The sequence below is a fragment of the Paenibacillus mesophilus genome, assembly GCF_005938385.1.
GTDB classification, from domain to species: domain Bacteria; phylum Bacillota; class Bacilli; order Paenibacillales; family NBRC-103111; genus Paenibacillus_AB; species Paenibacillus_AB mesophilus.
In genome coordinates this window covers 91,491-107,090 of record NZ_VCRA01000025.1, presented here as the reverse complement: position 1 = coordinate 107,090, position 15,600 = coordinate 91,491, and the positions used below count along the sequence as shown (strand labels likewise).

At 54.2% G+C, this 15,600-nt stretch carries 13 protein-coding genes and 1 riboswitch; of the genes, 9 read left to right on the top strand and 4 right to left on the bottom strand.

Annotated elements, in window-relative coordinates; genetic code table 11:
* The first annotated feature begins 544 nt into the window (after positions 1 to 544).
* Together FE783_RS29540 and FE783_RS29535 are read left to right on the top strand one after the other, a co-directional pair.
* Positions 545 to 1,417, top strand: coding sequence for a 5'-3' exonuclease (locus tag FE783_RS29540; protein ID WP_138882990.1), 873 nt, complete (start codon positions 545 to 547; stop codon positions 1,415 to 1,417).
* 70 nt (positions 1,418 to 1,487) lie between these two features.
* The gene (locus FE783_RS29535; protein WP_138882989.1) at positions 1,488 to 1,970 is read left to right on the top strand and encodes a GNAT family N-acetyltransferase; all 483 of its coding nucleotides are present in this window, start codon (positions 1,488 to 1,490) and stop codon (positions 1,968 to 1,970) included.
* Positions 1,971 to 2,158: 188 nt separating this feature from the next.
* Here the strand turns inward: FE783_RS29535 and FE783_RS29530 are convergent, their stop codons facing one another.
* Entirely contained in the window at positions 2,159 to 2,461 is a 303-nt protein-coding gene (locus tag FE783_RS29530; protein ID WP_138882988.1) for a hypothetical protein, read from the bottom strand.
* A gap of 292 nt (positions 2,462 to 2,753) precedes the next feature.
* On the opposite strand from FE783_RS29530, the gene FE783_RS29525 reads away from it, so the two are divergent.
* On the top strand, positions 2,754 to 3,281 hold the full coding sequence (locus FE783_RS29525) for a phosphatase PAP2 family protein (RefSeq protein WP_138882987.1): 528 nt from the start codon (positions 2,754 to 2,756) through the stop codon (positions 3,279 to 3,281).
* Between the two features lie 325 nt (positions 3,282 to 3,606).
* On the opposite strand, the gene FE783_RS29520 is transcribed toward FE783_RS29525, so the two are convergent.
* Positions 3,607 to 3,906: a DUF3055 domain-containing protein gene (locus FE783_RS29520; protein WP_138882986.1), complete on the bottom strand. Its 300-nt coding sequence runs from the start codon at positions 3,904 to 3,906 to the stop codon at positions 3,607 to 3,609.
* 188 nt (positions 3,907 to 4,094) lie between these two features.
* Between FE783_RS29520 and FE783_RS29515 the strand changes: the two genes are divergently transcribed.
* Positions 4,095 to 7,160, top strand: coding sequence for an ATP-binding protein (locus FE783_RS29515; RefSeq protein WP_158302102.1), 3,066 nt, complete (start codon positions 4,095 to 4,097; stop codon positions 7,158 to 7,160).
* Between the two features lie 156 nt (positions 7,161 to 7,316).
* Positions 7,317 to 8,360, top strand: coding sequence for an HRDC domain-containing protein (locus tag FE783_RS29510; protein WP_158302101.1), 1,044 nt, complete (start codon positions 7,317 to 7,319; stop codon positions 8,358 to 8,360).
* A 68-nt stretch (positions 8,361 to 8,428) separates the two neighbouring features.
* On the opposite strand, the gene corA is transcribed toward FE783_RS29510, so the two are convergent.
* Positions 8,429 to 9,364 (bottom strand): magnesium/cobalt transporter CorA, encoded by a 936-nt coding sequence (gene corA / locus FE783_RS29505; protein ID WP_138882983.1) that lies wholly within the window; start codon positions 9,362 to 9,364, stop codon positions 8,429 to 8,431.
* A 265-nt stretch (positions 9,365 to 9,629) separates the two neighbouring features.
* Positions 9,630 to 9,761: a hypothetical protein gene (locus tag FE783_RS38750; RefSeq protein ID WP_274381466.1), complete on the bottom strand. Its 132-nt coding sequence runs from the start codon at positions 9,759 to 9,761 to the stop codon at positions 9,630 to 9,632.
* 334 nt (positions 9,762 to 10,095) lie between these two features.
* Positions 10,096 to 10,223, top strand: a riboswitch (SAM riboswitch).
* A gap of 84 nt (positions 10,224 to 10,307) precedes the next feature.
* Between FE783_RS38750 and metA the strand changes: the two genes are divergently transcribed.
* The 4 genes from metA (at position 10,308) to FE783_RS29485 (ending at position 15,588) form a co-directional block, all read left to right on the top strand.
* The gene (metA, locus tag FE783_RS29500; protein WP_138882982.1) at positions 10,308 to 11,270 is read left to right on the top strand and encodes a homoserine O-acetyltransferase MetA; all 963 of its coding nucleotides are present in this window, start codon (positions 10,308 to 10,310) and stop codon (positions 11,268 to 11,270) included.
* 163 nt (positions 11,271 to 11,433) lie between these two features.
* Positions 11,434 to 12,588 (top strand): PLP-dependent transferase, encoded by a 1,155-nt coding sequence (locus FE783_RS29495; protein ID WP_138882981.1) that lies wholly within the window; start codon positions 11,434 to 11,436, stop codon positions 12,586 to 12,588.
* A gap of 183 nt (positions 12,589 to 12,771) precedes the next feature.
* Positions 12,772 to 14,157, top strand: coding sequence for an extracellular solute-binding protein (locus tag FE783_RS29490; RefSeq protein ID WP_138882980.1), 1,386 nt, complete (start codon positions 12,772 to 12,774; stop codon positions 14,155 to 14,157).
* 438 nt (positions 14,158 to 14,595) lie between these two features.
* Positions 14,596 to 15,588, top strand: a complete 993-nt coding sequence (locus FE783_RS29485; RefSeq protein ID WP_138882979.1) for a hydroxyacid dehydrogenase — start codon at positions 14,596 to 14,598, stop codon at positions 15,586 to 15,588.
* The last annotated feature ends 12 nt before the right edge of the window (positions 15,589 to 15,600 follow it).

Sequence of the window (15,600 nt, the reverse complement as noted above, 5' to 3'; positions counted from 1 at the left end):
ATTTGTAAATGGATGTTCCTGCTCTTACGAGTAGACAACCTTTTTCGAGTTGTACAAAGAAAAATTATGTGAAAACAATCACAAAATTCACTTGCTACATGATGTTAGCCTTAATGCAACGCTACTGTAGTTTTTCCAGTTATTGCTTGCTGTTTGCTCTTTTTTTGATGTATTTACTACAGGTTTTCCATTTAACGGATCGTGGCCGGTCAAGTATATGGGGCCTGACCTGCAAAGAGACAGTTGAAGCAGTATCAAGTGGAAGACAGCTCGTAAGAGATTCAAGGGAATGGGTATTGAAGCGGAAAGTTTACGGGCCGCCTTTGAAGTCGTGTTGTTACCGCCAAAGCTAATCAAGACAAGACGTCTTCAACAGCGGTTGGAGCAGGGTACCCATTCCCTCCCAACGCGCTGACGTATGGGTTTACACACTAATGGACCGCCCGGGAACCGGACGGTTTTTCTTAATATCGTTCGCGATGGGAACATATATGCTATAATGGCTAGTAGATTGCGCTACAAGAGAGAGGGAGAGGGAACGGATATGAGCGACCGTCGCATTGTGCTGCTAGTGGACGGCATGGCGTTATTGTTTCGCGCCTATTACGCCAGCGCGTACAGCGGGTATATCAAGAAAACGAGCGCCGGCTTGCCGACCAACGCGGTGCACGGCTTCGTCAAATATTTCACGGACGCCGTCAAACGGTTTCGTCCGACGCACGTAGTCTGCTGCTGGGATATGGGGAGCACCACGTTCCGCACCGAGCAGTTCTCCGATTATAAAGGAAACCGGGAGGCGCCGCCGGAAGAGCTGATCCCCCAATTTGACCTCGTCAAGGAAGTGGTCGACAGCTTCGGCGTGCCGAACGTCGGATTGGCCGGATACGAGGCCGATGACTGCATCGGGACGTTAGCCCGTCATTATGCGGATGAGCAGGCGCACGTATTCGTGCTGACGGGCGACCACGACTTGCTGCAGGTCGTAGCCGAACGGGTGCATGTCGTCATCATGAAGAAAGGCGCTTCCAACTATGCGGTATACGACGAGGCGGCTCTGCTCGAAGAACGCGGATTGACGCCGCGGCAAATTATCGAGCTGAAAGGCTTGACCGGCGACACGAGCGACAACTACCCGGGCGTCAAAGGAATCGGGGAGAAGACGGCGCTCAAGCTGCTCGCCGAATACAACGATATCGACGGCATACTGGCCAATCTCGATTCCGTCTCGGCGAGCATCCGCAAAAAAATAGAAGCCTCGCTCGACATGCTCCATCTGTCCCGCGATTTGGCAACGATCCGCTGCGACGTTCCGGTCAGCTGTCCGATCGACGGCTGCGTCTGGTCGCCGGATTTGATCCGTCTCCGGGAGAAGTTCGAAGAGCTGGAATTCAAAGGACTCGCTCAGCAGATCAGTTAATCCAGTTAAAACTTGTACATAGCTGCCGCTGTATCTGCCTAATATACCAATTTTACAGGAGTGAACACCCATGCCGGATATGCTCGTCAAATTGTATGAACTGCCCGAGAAAACAACAATCATCAACCAATTGGCCGAATCCGGAATCGTCATTCGGCGGGGGCTCGCCCCGGAGAAGCATATCGTCAAAGACTGGGTGCGCCGTACGTTCAACGCCCATTGGGAAAGCGAGGTCGACGTGGCGTTTTCCCGCCTGCCGGTATCGTGCTTCATCGCGACCGAAGGGGAAAAGGTTGTCGGCTTCGGCTGTTATGAGGCGACCTGCAAAAACTACTTCGGTCCGACCGGCGTCGATCCGTCGATGCGGGGCAAAGGCGTAGGCAAGGCGCTGCTGCTTGCGTGCATGCACGGGCTGCGTGACGAAGGCTACGCCTATGCGATCATCGGCGGCGCGGGCCCGACCGAGTTTTACAACAAAGCGGTGGGAGCGATCCCGATCGAAGGATCGGTGCCGGGCGTCTACAAAGGCATGTTGAAGAAGATTCAGGAATAACGGAAACGAAAAGCAGCGGAAATGATCGTATATATATTCGATGCTCGCGAACCCGCTCGTTTTGCTTTCGTCCCTGACAAGGTCGGACCAGATATTTTCATAAAAGTAAAATAAAGGACAAATTGAAAAAGGCGCAGACAGGTGAAAACCCGTCTGCGCCCTTCCTCGTTGCCGCAATCATGCGATCATCAATCGACCGGGGTTTCGTCCCCCGGCTCGTCATGTGTAGGGTGCTCGTTCGGATAGCCTCCGCGGTCAAGCCCTTCGTGGAGATCGCGGTTTTCATAAGTAAACGTATTGGGCGGACGCTGGTCTTGCCGCCACGGCGTGCTTTTGCCCAATGACTCCGACAACAGGCTGGAGCCGTACGGACCTTCCGGAAATTCTTCAGCGGTCAGATCGTTGCGCTGCGATTCGACGGTAGCCAGATCGGTGTACTCGCTGCGGTCTTCTTCTAGAAACCCGTCAGCGGCGTTCCGTTCCTCATACATGAGAATTCCTCCTCGGGAGTAATTGTTAACGATAAAGATCAATTAATGCTTGCTTTACCGTGCGAAGCGATGCATTCTTAAGGGGGTTGAACTTTTATGTAGATAAGAGATGACGAAGCTTTCCCAGTATTGTTCCACGACTGCGCTTTTTTATGAAATTCGGAATGGTCGGCAGTCGGACTGGACTTTAGTCTTGGGATAAACTGCCGTTAAGACCGGTTTGGGGAGCGCTCTAATCCAGTAATATAAGGTCGAAGAAGTTTCGCGAGTCATTCATAAGGAGAGGCGCTTCATGTCACAACGTTGGATTCCGCGCTTGCGGGAATGGGATAACCGGGTGTTTCGATGGTGCAACGGCAAGATCAGGCATTCCGCTCTCGATCGGCTGTTCGGCTGGTTCACCCATTTGGGGGGAGCGTCGTTCACGATTTCGTTCGTGCTTGTCTTCGTCTTGTTCGCACCCGAGCCTTGGCGGGATGTCGGCTGGAAAAGTCTCGTATCTTTGGCGGTGAGCCATGTATTGGCCGCAATCATCAAGAGGAAGGTGGACCGTAGAAGGCCGTATATGGCTTTGCACGGGGTTGTTACGGGGCCGAAGCCGCTTAAAGACCCTTCGTTCCCTTCGGGACATACGACGGCTGCATTCTCCGTATTCATTCCGTTCGCGCTGGCGTCGGCATGGCTGTCGCTGCTAGTCATTCCGCTTGCCGCCACGGTCGGCATGTCGCGGATGTATTTGGGGCTTCATTATCCTTCGGATTGCTTCGCCGGCTGTTTCATCGGGACGAGCGTGTCGGTATTGGCCGTTTCGTTGATCTGAGGTCATAACGGAACTGGAGTACGCTATATGGAGGGAAATACGTTGCCGGAGGGAAATAGCGGAATTCAGGTACCTTATTTGTTCTCAAAGATGCCCCAAAGGGCAGTTTGGGTACCAATAACGAACTGCAGTTCCGCTATTCCTGCAAGTGGAGCCGGATTACTTCGAATAACGTACTGCAGTTCCGTAATTGGCGGGGGGCTCCTCAAAAAGTACCCGAATACGCTTCGTGGGACGCCCTGCTTTTGGGGGCTTCTTTCAGGGGGCTCCCCCGAAAGTACTCGGAATGCGCTTCGGAGGATGCGCTTCACTTTTGGGGGACCAATTAAATATCGGTGAAGTTGATCATGCCTACCACTTCGATCAGAAAATTGCGGAGGTCTTCTCCGTCCTCTTCGGACAGCTTATACACGTATTCCAGATAGCCGGGCTCGTTAAGATCGTCAGGGCCGATGATGGCCGTCTTGCCGGACTGGATATCGGTAATAAGCTGTTTGCCGTAAAACCGGCTCGTGCTCGTGATCGCCAGATCGAAACGCTGCAAGGAAGGCGTAATGAAGCAGACGAAGCGCGTTCTCGTGTCTTCCGTATGGTCGTACAAAAAATCGAATGAATTCGCGGACATGGATCGGTCCCCCGTCATCGTTTAGTACCTCGATTATACATGAATGCGCCAATGTCGGCAAAACGTCCCCCTCCACCCGGTCGATCACGACCTCACGTGCCCGGAAAGGAATAGAAGGTTTTTTTTGCCCCGGTATCGAACTAACATGTACGAAGTCGTGCCGGATACTTGGCATGAAGGAGCCCAATATGAAGCGACATTGGTTGGCACTGCTTATTACGACTGCGATGATTGCAGCCACATACGGGATGATCCCCTTTATCGCCAAAGACAATCGCAAACAATCCGCGCAAGCGTCGCAAGGCGTTTTGGATTTAACGCAGTGGCGGTTTGAGCGGGACGGCGTCGTGAAGCTGGATGGACAATGGGAATTTTATCCGGACCGGCTGCTCGATGCCGCGGATTTTGCCGGCGGGGGCCGCCTCGCGCCCGATACGATCGCCGTTCCAAGCTCATGGACGAGCAAGACGGACGTGTACGGGAGCGCGACGTACCGGCTGCTTCTGCATATGGGAGACAGAGAGCGGACATTCGGACTAAAGACGCTCTCGATCCAGATGTCGAGCCGCATTATCGTGAACGGCGAGGAAGTGACCTCAAGCGGAACACCGTCCGGCGAACCATCGTCTAATGAAGGGAAAAACAAACCGTCCGTCGGTTACTTCACGCTCCGTCCGGGCATGAACGAACTGATCGTTCAGGCGGCGAATTATCATTTTCCGGGCGGCAGCGGGATCAACCATTCGATTTATTTGGGCGATCCGGGGCAAATTACCGCCATTCAAAGCAAGGCGCTCGCACATGACTGGACCGTATTCATCTGTTTCTTTATGATGGGCTTGTACTTTGTCGGCTTGTATTCGCAGCGCAGAAACGATTACTCGCTTCTAGTATTCGGCCTTCTCAGTCTGTTCTTCGCTTTGTTCTGCTCGACGAGGGGAGAAAGAATTTTATACGATATGTTTGGCTCGATCCCGACGTGGCTTTATTTGCGCGTGCAGATCTGCTCGTCGACGGGGGCGGGAATGGCGCTTCTGCTCTACCTCTATACGGCTTTCCGCCCGTTCTGCTCCCTGCTGATTATCCGGATCGGGCTTGCGGTCGGTTCGTTGCTCTTGTTCATGGAACTATTCTTTTATCCTTGGACCCAGACCGTGTACATGCTGCCGGTCACGTCCCTGATGGCGACGCTGCCGTTCATTTACGGCGTCTACGTGCTCATGTCCGCCGCCCTGCGCAAGGTGGAAGGATCGCTGTACCTCGTTCTGGCGGCGATAGCCTTGAACGTGCACGCTTTTATCCAGAACATCAATATTTACTTTGCCGTACCCGTCTTTTACTTTAAACCGGTCGAGCCGTTCGTGTTCTTGCTCATGCTCGCTCTGCTCATGTCGCTGCGGTTCTCGAATGCGTTCAAGCAAAATGAAAACTTGTCGGCACAGCTCCTTCGTGCGGATAAGCTGAAGGACGAGTTTCTGACGAATACGGCGCACGAATTCAAAACGCCTCTGCACGGCATGATGAACATCGCGCAGTCGATGATAGACGACACGCGGCAGCCGCTCGCGTCCGGACATCGGGAAAGAGCCGAATTGATCACGCTGACGGCCAAGAAGCTGTCCCGGCTCGTCTACGATATTTTGGACCTTTCCAAGCTGAAGGAAGGCGAGCTGTCCATTCATCCGACGGCGGTAGACTTGCGCTCGACCGTGGAAGTGTCGCTGAAAGTGTTCTCTTACCTGATAGCCGGAAAGAACGTACGGCTCGTCAACCGGATTCCTGACGACTTTCCTTATGTAATGGCGGACGAATTCCGGCTTAAGCAAATTATCGGCAATCTTCTCGACAACGCCCTGAAGCATACCGCATCCGGAACGATCGAGGTGTCGGCCGAGGCGGCGGGCGGCATGGCGGCCATTTCGGTACAAGATACCGGAGGCGGCATCGAAGAGGACGAGCTCCCTTATATTTTCCAGCCTTTCAAAACGTTCCGGATCGATTCCAAACAAAGCTTCGGTCTCGGGCTGCCGATCGTCAAACAGCTGGTCGAGCTGCAGCATGGAACGATAAGGGTCAGCTCGTCCAAGGGCGAGGGGACGATCTTCACGCTGACGCTGCCGATCGCGGACCGGGATAAACGGGCAAAGCCCGGCATCGCGCAGCACAATGGAGATGTTGGTCAAACCGAGAAGGAGTACGAGTTCCAGACGCCATATGTGGTCGAGGGAAGCGGTCCATATACGGTGCTTGTCGTCGACGATCATTTCTCCAACCTGAAAGTGCTGATCGACGTGCTGGGAAGCCGCGATTACACGGTTATCGCCGTGCAGAACGGCAGCGAAGCGATCTGGCAAATCGAGAATCGGCCTGCGATCGATCTGGTCGTTCTCGATTTGATGATGCCGGGCTTGTCCGGGTTCGAAGTGTGCCGGGCGATACGACGCAAGCACAGCATGCTCGAAATGCCGGTGCTGATGGTGACCGCGTCGATTCAGGAGGAAGACAAGCTCGCCGCATTCGATGCGGGGGCGAACGACTATTTGCCGAAGCCGTTCGATGCGAACGAGCTGAAGGCGCGCGTCAAAAGCTTGCTGTTGATGAAGGAGGCGGCCGGCAAGGCGGTCGATCTGGAGGTGGCGTTCCTGCAGTCGCAAATCAAGCCGCATTTCTTGTACAACGTGCTGAACACGGTCATCGCATTAAGCTATACGAACACGGAGAAGGCGAGAAAGCTTACGGGCGACTTAGCCGATTATTTACGCGGCAGCTTCTCGTTCAGCAATATTCAGAAGAGCGTTCCGCTCCATAACGAGCTGGCGCTGATTCGGGCATACGTAGATATTGAGAAAGAACGTTTCCGGGACCGCATCAAAGTGGAATACGAGGTCGATGAAAGCGTCCTCGGCTTCGCGCTTCCCCCGCTTCTGCTGCAGCCGCTGGTCGAGAACGCGATTAGACACGGCATCGGCAAACGGACGGAGGGCGGTACCGTCGAGATCAAAGTACACGAAGCGGACGGTCATTGCTGCATCGTCATTGCGGACAACGGCGTAGGGATGACGCAAGAGCAAGTGGCGGCGGTTCTCTCCTTGGAATTCCCCGATTCGGCAGGACAGCCGGGAACGCGATCGGGCGTCGGCTTGCGGAACATCAACACGAGGCTTAAGCATGCGTACGCTACCGAGCTGCATATCGAGAGCGAAGTCGATGCCGGGACGACCGTCACGGTGCTTATACCGGCGAGCGGATTGTGAGCGGACTCGAATATGCGATCGCCAAATATTGTATTGTGACCCTCTTTGTGGTATGATTGCAATGAAATCAGCATATCGGCCGGAGGAAGCACCTCTTCTACTTTCATGTGGAAGGGGTGCTTTTTGTCGTGCCGCCAAACGAAGGAGGAGACCTTTATGAATCTTGTTTTTCTGAACAGCTTCGAGAAGCAGACCGAGCATGACGGCAACGTAACGGCACAAGTATCGATAGCCGAGGAGTTCGGCGAATGGCGCGTCTGGTGGCACGAGCCTGGCGGCGGAGGAATCCCGACACAGGAAAGCTGGTATACCGGGACGGCTTGGGACGAGATGATCGCAGAGTTCCGATCCCGGATAACGGATAAGCGCCGCGACGGATACCGTCCTTTGGTCGAGCTCGCCGTGGAACGGGAATCAAGGCACGCGGGGAAAGGGTTGTTCATTCGCAAGCTGGAATATTATGGAGAGCTGCATGCCGATGCGGAGCTGTACGAGACTTTGCGCCGATGGCGGAACGGGCAGGCGGCGAATGAAGGGAAATCGCCGTTCATACTCGCTTCCAACCGGCTGATCAAGATGATCAGCGCGTTTGTCCCGCAAACGATGGAAGAACTGCTGCAAATTCCCGGCTTCGGCGAGCATAAGGCCGGGCTGTACGGGGCGGACATCCTCGCCTTGACGGAAAGTGCGGCGAGACCGACGTCATTTCCGCTCGACTGGGTGGAGGAAGCGGTGGACGGGGCGGCGGCCGAGGAATGGTTCCGCGAGCGGCAGGAGCAGCGCCGCAAGGGCGAGTCCGCGAAGCAGGAATTGAAGCGGAAGCTTCTGGAGGCGGTTGCCGCGGGCACGAGCTTGAACGAGCTGGAGCCACTGTTTTCCCTGAGCCGGCGAGAGCTTATGACCCGCATCGAGGAGCTGGACAAGGAAGGCTATGAGCTGGAGCCGCTCATTGCCGCCGAGCTCGAGAGCATTCCGCAGCCGCTGGTCGACAAGGCGTGGAGCGAGTTCGGCGCTCTGGGCGACCGGTTTCTCCGCCCCGTTCTGAAGCGGCTTTACGACGAGAAGACGCTGGACGAAGAGTCGCTCAGCCGCGCCTACGAGTGGCTCAGACTGCTGCGGATCCGCTACCGGAGGGCGAAGATCGACGTAGTGGAGGCGGCCGAGCCGGACGCGCGGGAATTGCCGGAGCAATCGGCATAACTAAGCGCGGACAAAGAGGCTGTCCCGGCCGTCGCGTTATGACGGATGAGACAGCCTCCGAGGCCGGATCAGAACCAATTTTTCTTTTTGAAAAACCAAAACATCGACAAGCCGACTCCGAAGATGACCGCGAGTACCGCATAATAGCCGTGGGGCGTATGCAGCTCGGGCATGACGTCGAAGTTCATGCCGTATATGCCCGTAATAATCGTCATGGGCATGAATATCGTCGTAAGCGCGGTGAAGATGCGCATAATTTCGTTCGTGCGGTTGGACAAGCTGGACTGGTACGCCTCGCGCAAGTTGCCCATCAGATCGCGGAACGTCTCGAACGTTTCGGTAATTTTCACGGCGTTTTCGTGAATGTCCCCGAAATATTTTTGCAGCTGGTCGTCGATCAGCCGCAATTCTTTTTTGTTGAGCGACCAGATGACGTCCCTTTGCGGCACGAGCATCTTTTTGAGCCATAAAATTTCGCTGCGGAGCCCTATGATCTCGTTCAGATGCGATTTCTTCGTGTGAACCAGAATGTCTTCCTCGAGCGATTCGATTTTGGCTTCGATCCTGTCCCCGACGCTGAAGTAATTGTCCACCACCAGGTCTACGAGATGATACAGGAAACGGTCGGGGGAATTGACTTCCTCCTCCCAGAGCACCGGCTTGATCGAACGAATCTCGTTGATTTTTTGCCGGGTAATCGTAATGATCGTATGCTTGAACAAAAATATATTCAATGCGCGCAAAAAGATTTCCTCGTCGTCGAAGCGGATGCTGTTGATGACGATAAAATAATGCGAGTCGTACAGCTCGATTTTCGGGCGCTGCTCTTCCTCGTTCAGACTGTCTTCCACAGCGAGATCGTGAAGCTGGAATAACGGCTGCAGCATTTCCAGATCTTCCAGATTCGCGTCGATCCAGTAAAAGCCGTTTGCCGGGGGCACAAGTGCCGTGGCCACATCGTCGATTTGCGTAAACAATCCGTTTTGTACCAGACGTACCTTCATCTGTCTCACCCCTTAGCAGTGTTCCCCGGAATGCGGGTTGTCACCATGCGATTTGCTTGAAACGCCAAAAGGACATCGCACGCTGCCGAAATGAAACTGCCGCACCCTACGCAGCTTGTTCAGATCCGGCCGCGGACGCCATGCCAGGAGGCGCTTGCCCTGTAATGCAGGCCAGTCTGGAAAATTGGCCAACAAAGACGCAGCAAACGATTCGCCTTAAGCTTCGGGAACGGCAGAAGGTAGTCCGGTTACGCCATGCGTTCTATCAGAAGGCGCGATGCATCGGACGGAAGACCATGCTGCCGTTCGCGGCTATGAAGTTGATTCGTTGTCGGTCCGGGTCGGTCCACGTCCATGCATCGTTCACCCCTTTTAATGAATCATAGTAGGATTCCAATCGTTCATCGACCCCATGAAGGAAGAGGATCAAGCACAGAGCTTGTCTTCACTTTCCGGGAACGTAATCTAGTATAACGCTTCGAACGTCAAGCGCACAAGATGGCCCGAGTCGACTCGTACGGCGTATGAACCGGGAAATGCCGCCTGTTCGGTCGATGTGTCTTCTTTTAACGAAAACTTAAACATTAGGGTCCTACATCCTATGCGGAGTGCCATGAAACGTGTCGGCGGGGGAATAGCCGAGCGCATATGCTTGTAACGGCGCATCTTGACGAAATCGCTCCGATCGGCTAAATTAATATTAAGTAACGATAACCGAATATGCTTTGGAACTCTTATCAAGAGTAGGTGGAGGGACCAGCCCTATGAAGCCCGGCAACCGACAAATTCGTCACGTGAGACGGAGATGCACGGTGCTAATTCTTGCGGGAACGTCATGAACGTTTCTGAGAGATGAGAGAGGACATGCGAGCACATGCGAAGCGGTGGCCTTTCTTCATCTATGGAGAAAGGCCTATTTAACTTACACGAAGGAGTGATCACGATGCCCATCAAAGTGCCCGATCATTTGCCCGCCAAAGAAGTATTGATTCAGGAAAACATTTTCGTCATGGACGAAACCGTCGCGTTTCATCAAGATATTCGTCCACTTAAAATAGCGATACTCAATCTGATGCCGACTAAGGAAACGACGGAAACGCAAATATTGCGCCTGATCGGCAACACGCCGCTGCAGGTGGAGTTCGTCCTCCTTCATCCGAAGACACATACGTCCAAAAATACGAGCGCCGAGCATCTGAATACGTTCTACAAAACGTTCGAGGACGTGCAGGACGAGTATTTCGACGGAATGATCATAACCGGCGCGCCGGTGGAGCAGATGGAATTCGAGGAAGTCAACTATTGGTCCGAGCTTCAGCAAATTATGGATTGGACGAAGACGAACGTCACTTCGACGATGTACATTTGTTGGGCGTCGCAGGCCGGCTTGTACCATCATTTCGGGGTGCCGAAATATCCGGTGCCGAACAAAATTTTCGGCGTGTTCCCTCACGCGACGACGGCGAAACACGTGAAGCTGCTGCGCGGCTTCGACGAACTGTTCTTCGTCCCGCAGTCCCGTCATACGGAAGTGCGCAAAGAAGATATCGAGCAAGTACCGGAGCTCGAGATTTTGTCGGAATCGGAGGAAGCGGGCATTTATTTGGTCGCGACGAAGGACGGCAAGCATGTTTTCGTAACCGGGCATTCCGAATATGACACTTGCACGTTAAAATGGGAATATGACCGCGACGTGGCCAAAGGGCTGTCGATCGAAGTGCCGAAAAACTATTTCCCGAACAACGACCCGAGCTGCGATCCGTTGGTCACCTGGAGGGCGCACGCCAACCTGCTCTTCTCCAACTGGCTCAACTACTACGTCTATCAAGAAACGCCGTTCGATTTGGCCGCGCTCAAGAAAAAGCAGCCGGACGAAGAGTGGCTGACGTACGGAGCCGGACTGTAACCTTTCGTGCCCGGTGCGGGGAGACGCCCGCGAGTGAAGTGTCCGAGACGGAGCCGCCGTTACGGCGGTTCCTCCCCTTTTAAACACACGTACCCCCGCCCTTCCATTGCAACAGGGGTTCGTATGCCTCAAATTCCCATTATGCCTAGGAGGATAATCAAGTATGAAAATTGAAAGCCGTTTGGCACAGATCGGTTCCGAGTCCGAACCGGTGACAGGCGCCGTCAGTTTCCCGATTTACCAAGCGACCGCGTTCCGTCATCCGCGGCTCGGACAAAGCACGGGCTTCGACTACTCGCGCACGAAAAACCCTACGCGCGCCGTGCTGGAGCAGGCGGTCGCGGAGCTTGAATCGGGCGACGCGGGCTTCGCGTGCAGCTCCGGAATGGCCGCATTGCAAACGATATTCGCCATGTACGGACAAGGCGACCATCTGATCGTATCGCTTGATCTGTACGGCGGTACATACCGTCTGATCGAGAAAGTGATGGGACGGTTCGGGGTAACCGCCACTTATGTGGACACTAACGATCTCGACGCTCTCGAGAGCGCCAGCCGGCCGAACACGAAAGCGATCGTGATCGAGACGCCGACGAACCCGCTCATGATGATTACCGATCTGGAGAAAGTTTGTTCGTGGGCGAAGGTCAAAGGGTACGTCACCATCGTCGACAACACGCTGCTGACGCCGTTTTTCCAGCGGCCAATCGAGCTCGGGGCCGATATCGTCATCCACAGCGCGACCAAATATTTGGGCGGCCACAACGACGTGCTCGCCGGGCTGATCGTTACGAAAGGCAAAGAGCTGTCGGCCGAGATGGCGTTCCTGCACAACTCGATCGGCGCCGTGCTCAATCCGCAGGATTCGTGGCTGCTCATGAGAGGGATGAAGACGCTGGCGCTGCGCATGGAACGGCATCAGTACAACGCGACGAAAATCGCCGAATTTTTGCTGACCCATCCGATGGTGGAGGAAGTGTTTTACCCGGCGCTCCCGTCCCATCCGGGGCACGACATCCAGAGCAGGCAGTCTTCGGGCAATACGGGCATTTTCTCGTTCCGGATGAAAGACGCCCGCACGATCGAGCCGATTCTGCGGCATATCCGGCTGATTGCTTTCGCGGAAAGCTTGGGCGGCGTGGAGTCGCTGATGACCTACCCGGCGGTGCAAACCCATGCGGATATTCCGGAAGAAATACGCCGGAAAGTAGGCGTGGATGACCGGCTCCTCCGCTTCTCGGTTGGCATCGAGCATGTCGACGATTTGATCGCCGATCTGTCGAACGCCTTCGACGCGGCCAAGGCGGAGCTCGGCTGAGCCATTAGCGGACCACGATTACTCGGGCCTCTTCTCTTAACTTGGAGAAGGGGCCTCTGTTCTATTCGAATTTGTTGCTACTATCTTTTTACCCGGTTTATGGTAATATAGCTTTATTGCAAACCCCGCTGGCCTTTATATAAAATTTATGGATAAATAGTTTCAGGTCGATGGAGGGTTGGAATGGCAAATAGACCTAGCCGGGAAACACTAACGAAACGGATGGACGAGATGATCCGTTCGATTCGCGACGAGATCGTTTCGGGCAAACGGAACGTCGGCGAATTTTTGCCGTCGGAACGCGAACTCGGCAAATTGTACACGATCAGCAACAAATCGGTCCGGCATTGTCTCGACATTCTCGTGTCGGAAGGCTTGATCGAGAAAATACCGAAGGTCGGCAACCGGATCGCCGACGTCTCGGACAACAATTCGGTTACGATCCGCTTCGGCTGCCACCGGTCGACGGTGGAGGAAACGGACCTCGGCACGCTCATCTCGCAGTTCCATAAGCTGTACCCCCGCATCCGCGTACAGACGATGATGCTCGAGCATTATGTAAGCGTGAGGCAGTCGCTCGAATCCGGCATTATGGATGTCGTGACGGTCAACGTTCCGAACTTTCGCGAGATGGTCGAATACGACGCGCTCGAGCTGCTCGAACAACAGCAGCCGAATGGGGACATCTACCCGTACTTGAGTAAAGCGTTTACGCACGAAGGCAAGCTGCTGGTCCAGCCGCTTACGTTCTCGCCGGTCGTGCTTTGCTACAACCGCAAACATTTTCGCGAAATGAACATACTCGAGCCGGATAGCAGCTGGACGTGGGAAGATCTGAAGCAGGCCGCCGCCCGTCTGGCCGTTCCGAATGAACGGTACGGATTTTACTTCTACCTGCTGTCGAACAACCGCTGGCCGGTGTTTCTGCTGCAGAGCGGGATGAGGCTGCCGCCTGAAGGGGAGCCGGTGCGGATATGCGAAGGCCCGTGGATGGAAGCGCTTCGGCTGTGCAGGGACATCGTGATGAATCAGACGATCATGCCGCTGTTCTACGAGGAAGCGGATGCGGAGAAGCTGTTCCTGCAGGAGAAGGTCTCGATGATCATGACGACTTATTTCAGCTTGAACGAACTGAAAAAAGCCGATTTCGAATACGATATCGCCCCGCTGCCCTATATCGAAAATCCGAAAACGCTGCTTATCGCGATCGGGCTCGGCATTAACGCGAAGTCCGAGCAGAAGGAAGCGGCGCAGACGTTCGTCGATTATTTGACCTCTTACCGTTCCCAGTTGAACATCCGCCAGCGGACATTAAGCATTCCCGCCTTGAAGCCGGCCGCCGAGTGGATCGGACAAGAGACGATGTTCCGCCCGCTGCGCTATCCGATGCATCGCGATATCGTGCCGACATACAGGTTGTACACCGATCTGAATGTGACGATCGAGATGCTGACGGCGATCATTAACGAAGTGAAGCTGTACTGGGCCGGGATCGAATCGGAGCAGAACGTATGCGTCAAAATTGAAAAAGCGCTGAACGAAATAAGAAGCCTCAGCCGCACGCCATGACAAGTCGGACTCCGATTCAGGAGCCGGCTTTTTTGTTGTATCGAGAGGTCGACCGGAAGCTTTACAAAAATATAGCAGATGAAAGTTACAATATGTCATTGATAACAATTGTCTGCCAGTTTCGTTAGTTTTTTTTGTTGGAAACTGCTTCCTTGGTGACTCACGGTGAGCCGGGAAGTGTATTGAAGAGCTCATCCCTTTCCGGACGGGGCTTTTTTTTATTTGTTCTGCAGAGGCGGAGAACGAGTGCATGCAGATCGAAATGCTGTTTTCGGCGGCTGTGTAACTGCTAAAGTGGATTTTATGAGTCAGATATATGTTATGAAAACGAAATGAAAACGATTTTATGTTGACAAATCGTAAATGTATTCGTTATTATGGAGTCATTCAGAGTTAGTTGTGAGTTAACACAAACCAAATACGGAAAGCGGGAGCATCATGAATCGAATCGCTTTGGTACCCGGAATCGATGTCTGGGGAGAAATATTCACCGAGAAACATTTGAACCGGCTCCGTCAAATGGGCGAACTCGTCGTCAACCCGAACCCCGGCAATCCGGATAAGAAGCAAATTGCGGAGCTGATCCGCGATGCGGATTTCGTCATAACGTCCTGGGGCTGTCCTCCATTCGATGCCGAAGTGCTTCGTGAAGCGAAGCGGCTGAAGCTGGTCGCGCACGCGGCCGGAACGGTCAAAGGCATAGTAACTCCGGAGCTGATCGAACGCGGGATACGGGTGAGCAGCGCAAACGATGCGCTTGGCGTCGGCGTAGCCGAAACCGCGCTTGGACTTACGATCACATCGCTCAAGCGGATGTGGGAGCTCGCCCGAAGCACCAGGGCGGGATATTGGGAGGAAGGGAAAGAGCTGATCCGCGAAATGTTCGACGTCACGATCGGCGTCGTCGGCGCGGGGAGAGCGGGCCGGCATTACATTCGTCTGCTGAGACAGTTCGAGGTCGATATTTTACTGTACGATCCGATTGTTTCGAGTGAAGAGGCCGCTGCGCTCGGCTGCCGGAAAGTCGAACTTGAAGAACTGCTTCGGCTATCGGACGTCATCTCGATCCATGCGCCTTCCATTCCGGAAACGAACCATATGTTCAACACGAAGACGTTCGCCTTGATGAAAGACGACGCTATTCTGATCAATACCGCGAGAGGCAGTCTCGTTCACGAGGGACAACTGGTGGAAGAGCTGGCCAAAGGAAGATTTGTCGCCTGCATCGACGTAACCGAACCCGAACCGCCGAGTCCGGACCATCCGTTCCGCAGCTTGCCGAATGTCATTCTCATTCCGCATATCGCGGGCGCGGTCAACAACGGGAAGCAGCGTTTGGCACGTTATTCGATAGAAGAAATCCGCCGGTTTATGGCGGGCGAGACGCTGGACGGGGAAGTCAATTTGAACAACCTCCATGTCATCGCGTAAACAAGGTTTCAC

Excerpts from the sequence above, each read along its gene's own strand:
- FE783_RS29540 (WP_138882990.1), top strand. The coding sequence starts at position 545 with ATGAGCGACCGTCGCATTGTGCTGCTAGTGGACGGCATGGCGTTATTG.
- FE783_RS29535 (WP_138882989.1), top strand. The coding sequence starts at position 1,488 with ATGCCGGATATGCTCGTCAAATTGTATGAACTGCCCGAGAAAACAACA.
- FE783_RS29530 (WP_138882988.1), bottom strand. The coding sequence starts at position 2,461 with ATGTATGAGGAACGGAACGCCGCTGACGGGTTTCTAGAAGAAGACCGC.
- FE783_RS29525 (WP_138882987.1), top strand. The coding sequence starts at position 2,754 with ATGTCACAACGTTGGATTCCGCGCTTGCGGGAATGGGATAACCGGGTG.
- FE783_RS29520 (WP_138882986.1), bottom strand. The coding sequence starts at position 3,906 with ATGTCCGCGAATTCATTCGATTTTTTGTACGACCATACGGAAGACACG.
- FE783_RS29515 (WP_158302102.1), top strand. The coding sequence starts at position 4,095 with ATGAAGCGACATTGGTTGGCACTGCTTATTACGACTGCGATGATTGCA.
- FE783_RS29510 (WP_158302101.1), top strand. The coding sequence starts at position 7,317 with ATGAATCTTGTTTTTCTGAACAGCTTCGAGAAGCAGACCGAGCATGAC.
- corA (WP_138882983.1), bottom strand. The coding sequence starts at position 9,364 with ATGAAGGTACGTCTGGTACAAAACGGATTGTTTACGCAAATCGACGAT.
- metA (WP_138882982.1), top strand. The coding sequence starts at position 10,308 with ATGCCCATCAAAGTGCCCGATCATTTGCCCGCCAAAGAAGTATTGATT.
- FE783_RS29495 (WP_138882981.1), top strand. The coding sequence starts at position 11,434 with ATGAAAATTGAAAGCCGTTTGGCACAGATCGGTTCCGAGTCCGAACCG.
- FE783_RS29490 (WP_138882980.1), top strand. The coding sequence starts at position 12,772 with ATGGCAAATAGACCTAGCCGGGAAACACTAACGAAACGGATGGACGAG.
- FE783_RS29485 (WP_138882979.1), top strand. The coding sequence starts at position 14,596 with ATGAATCGAATCGCTTTGGTACCCGGAATCGATGTCTGGGGAGAAATA.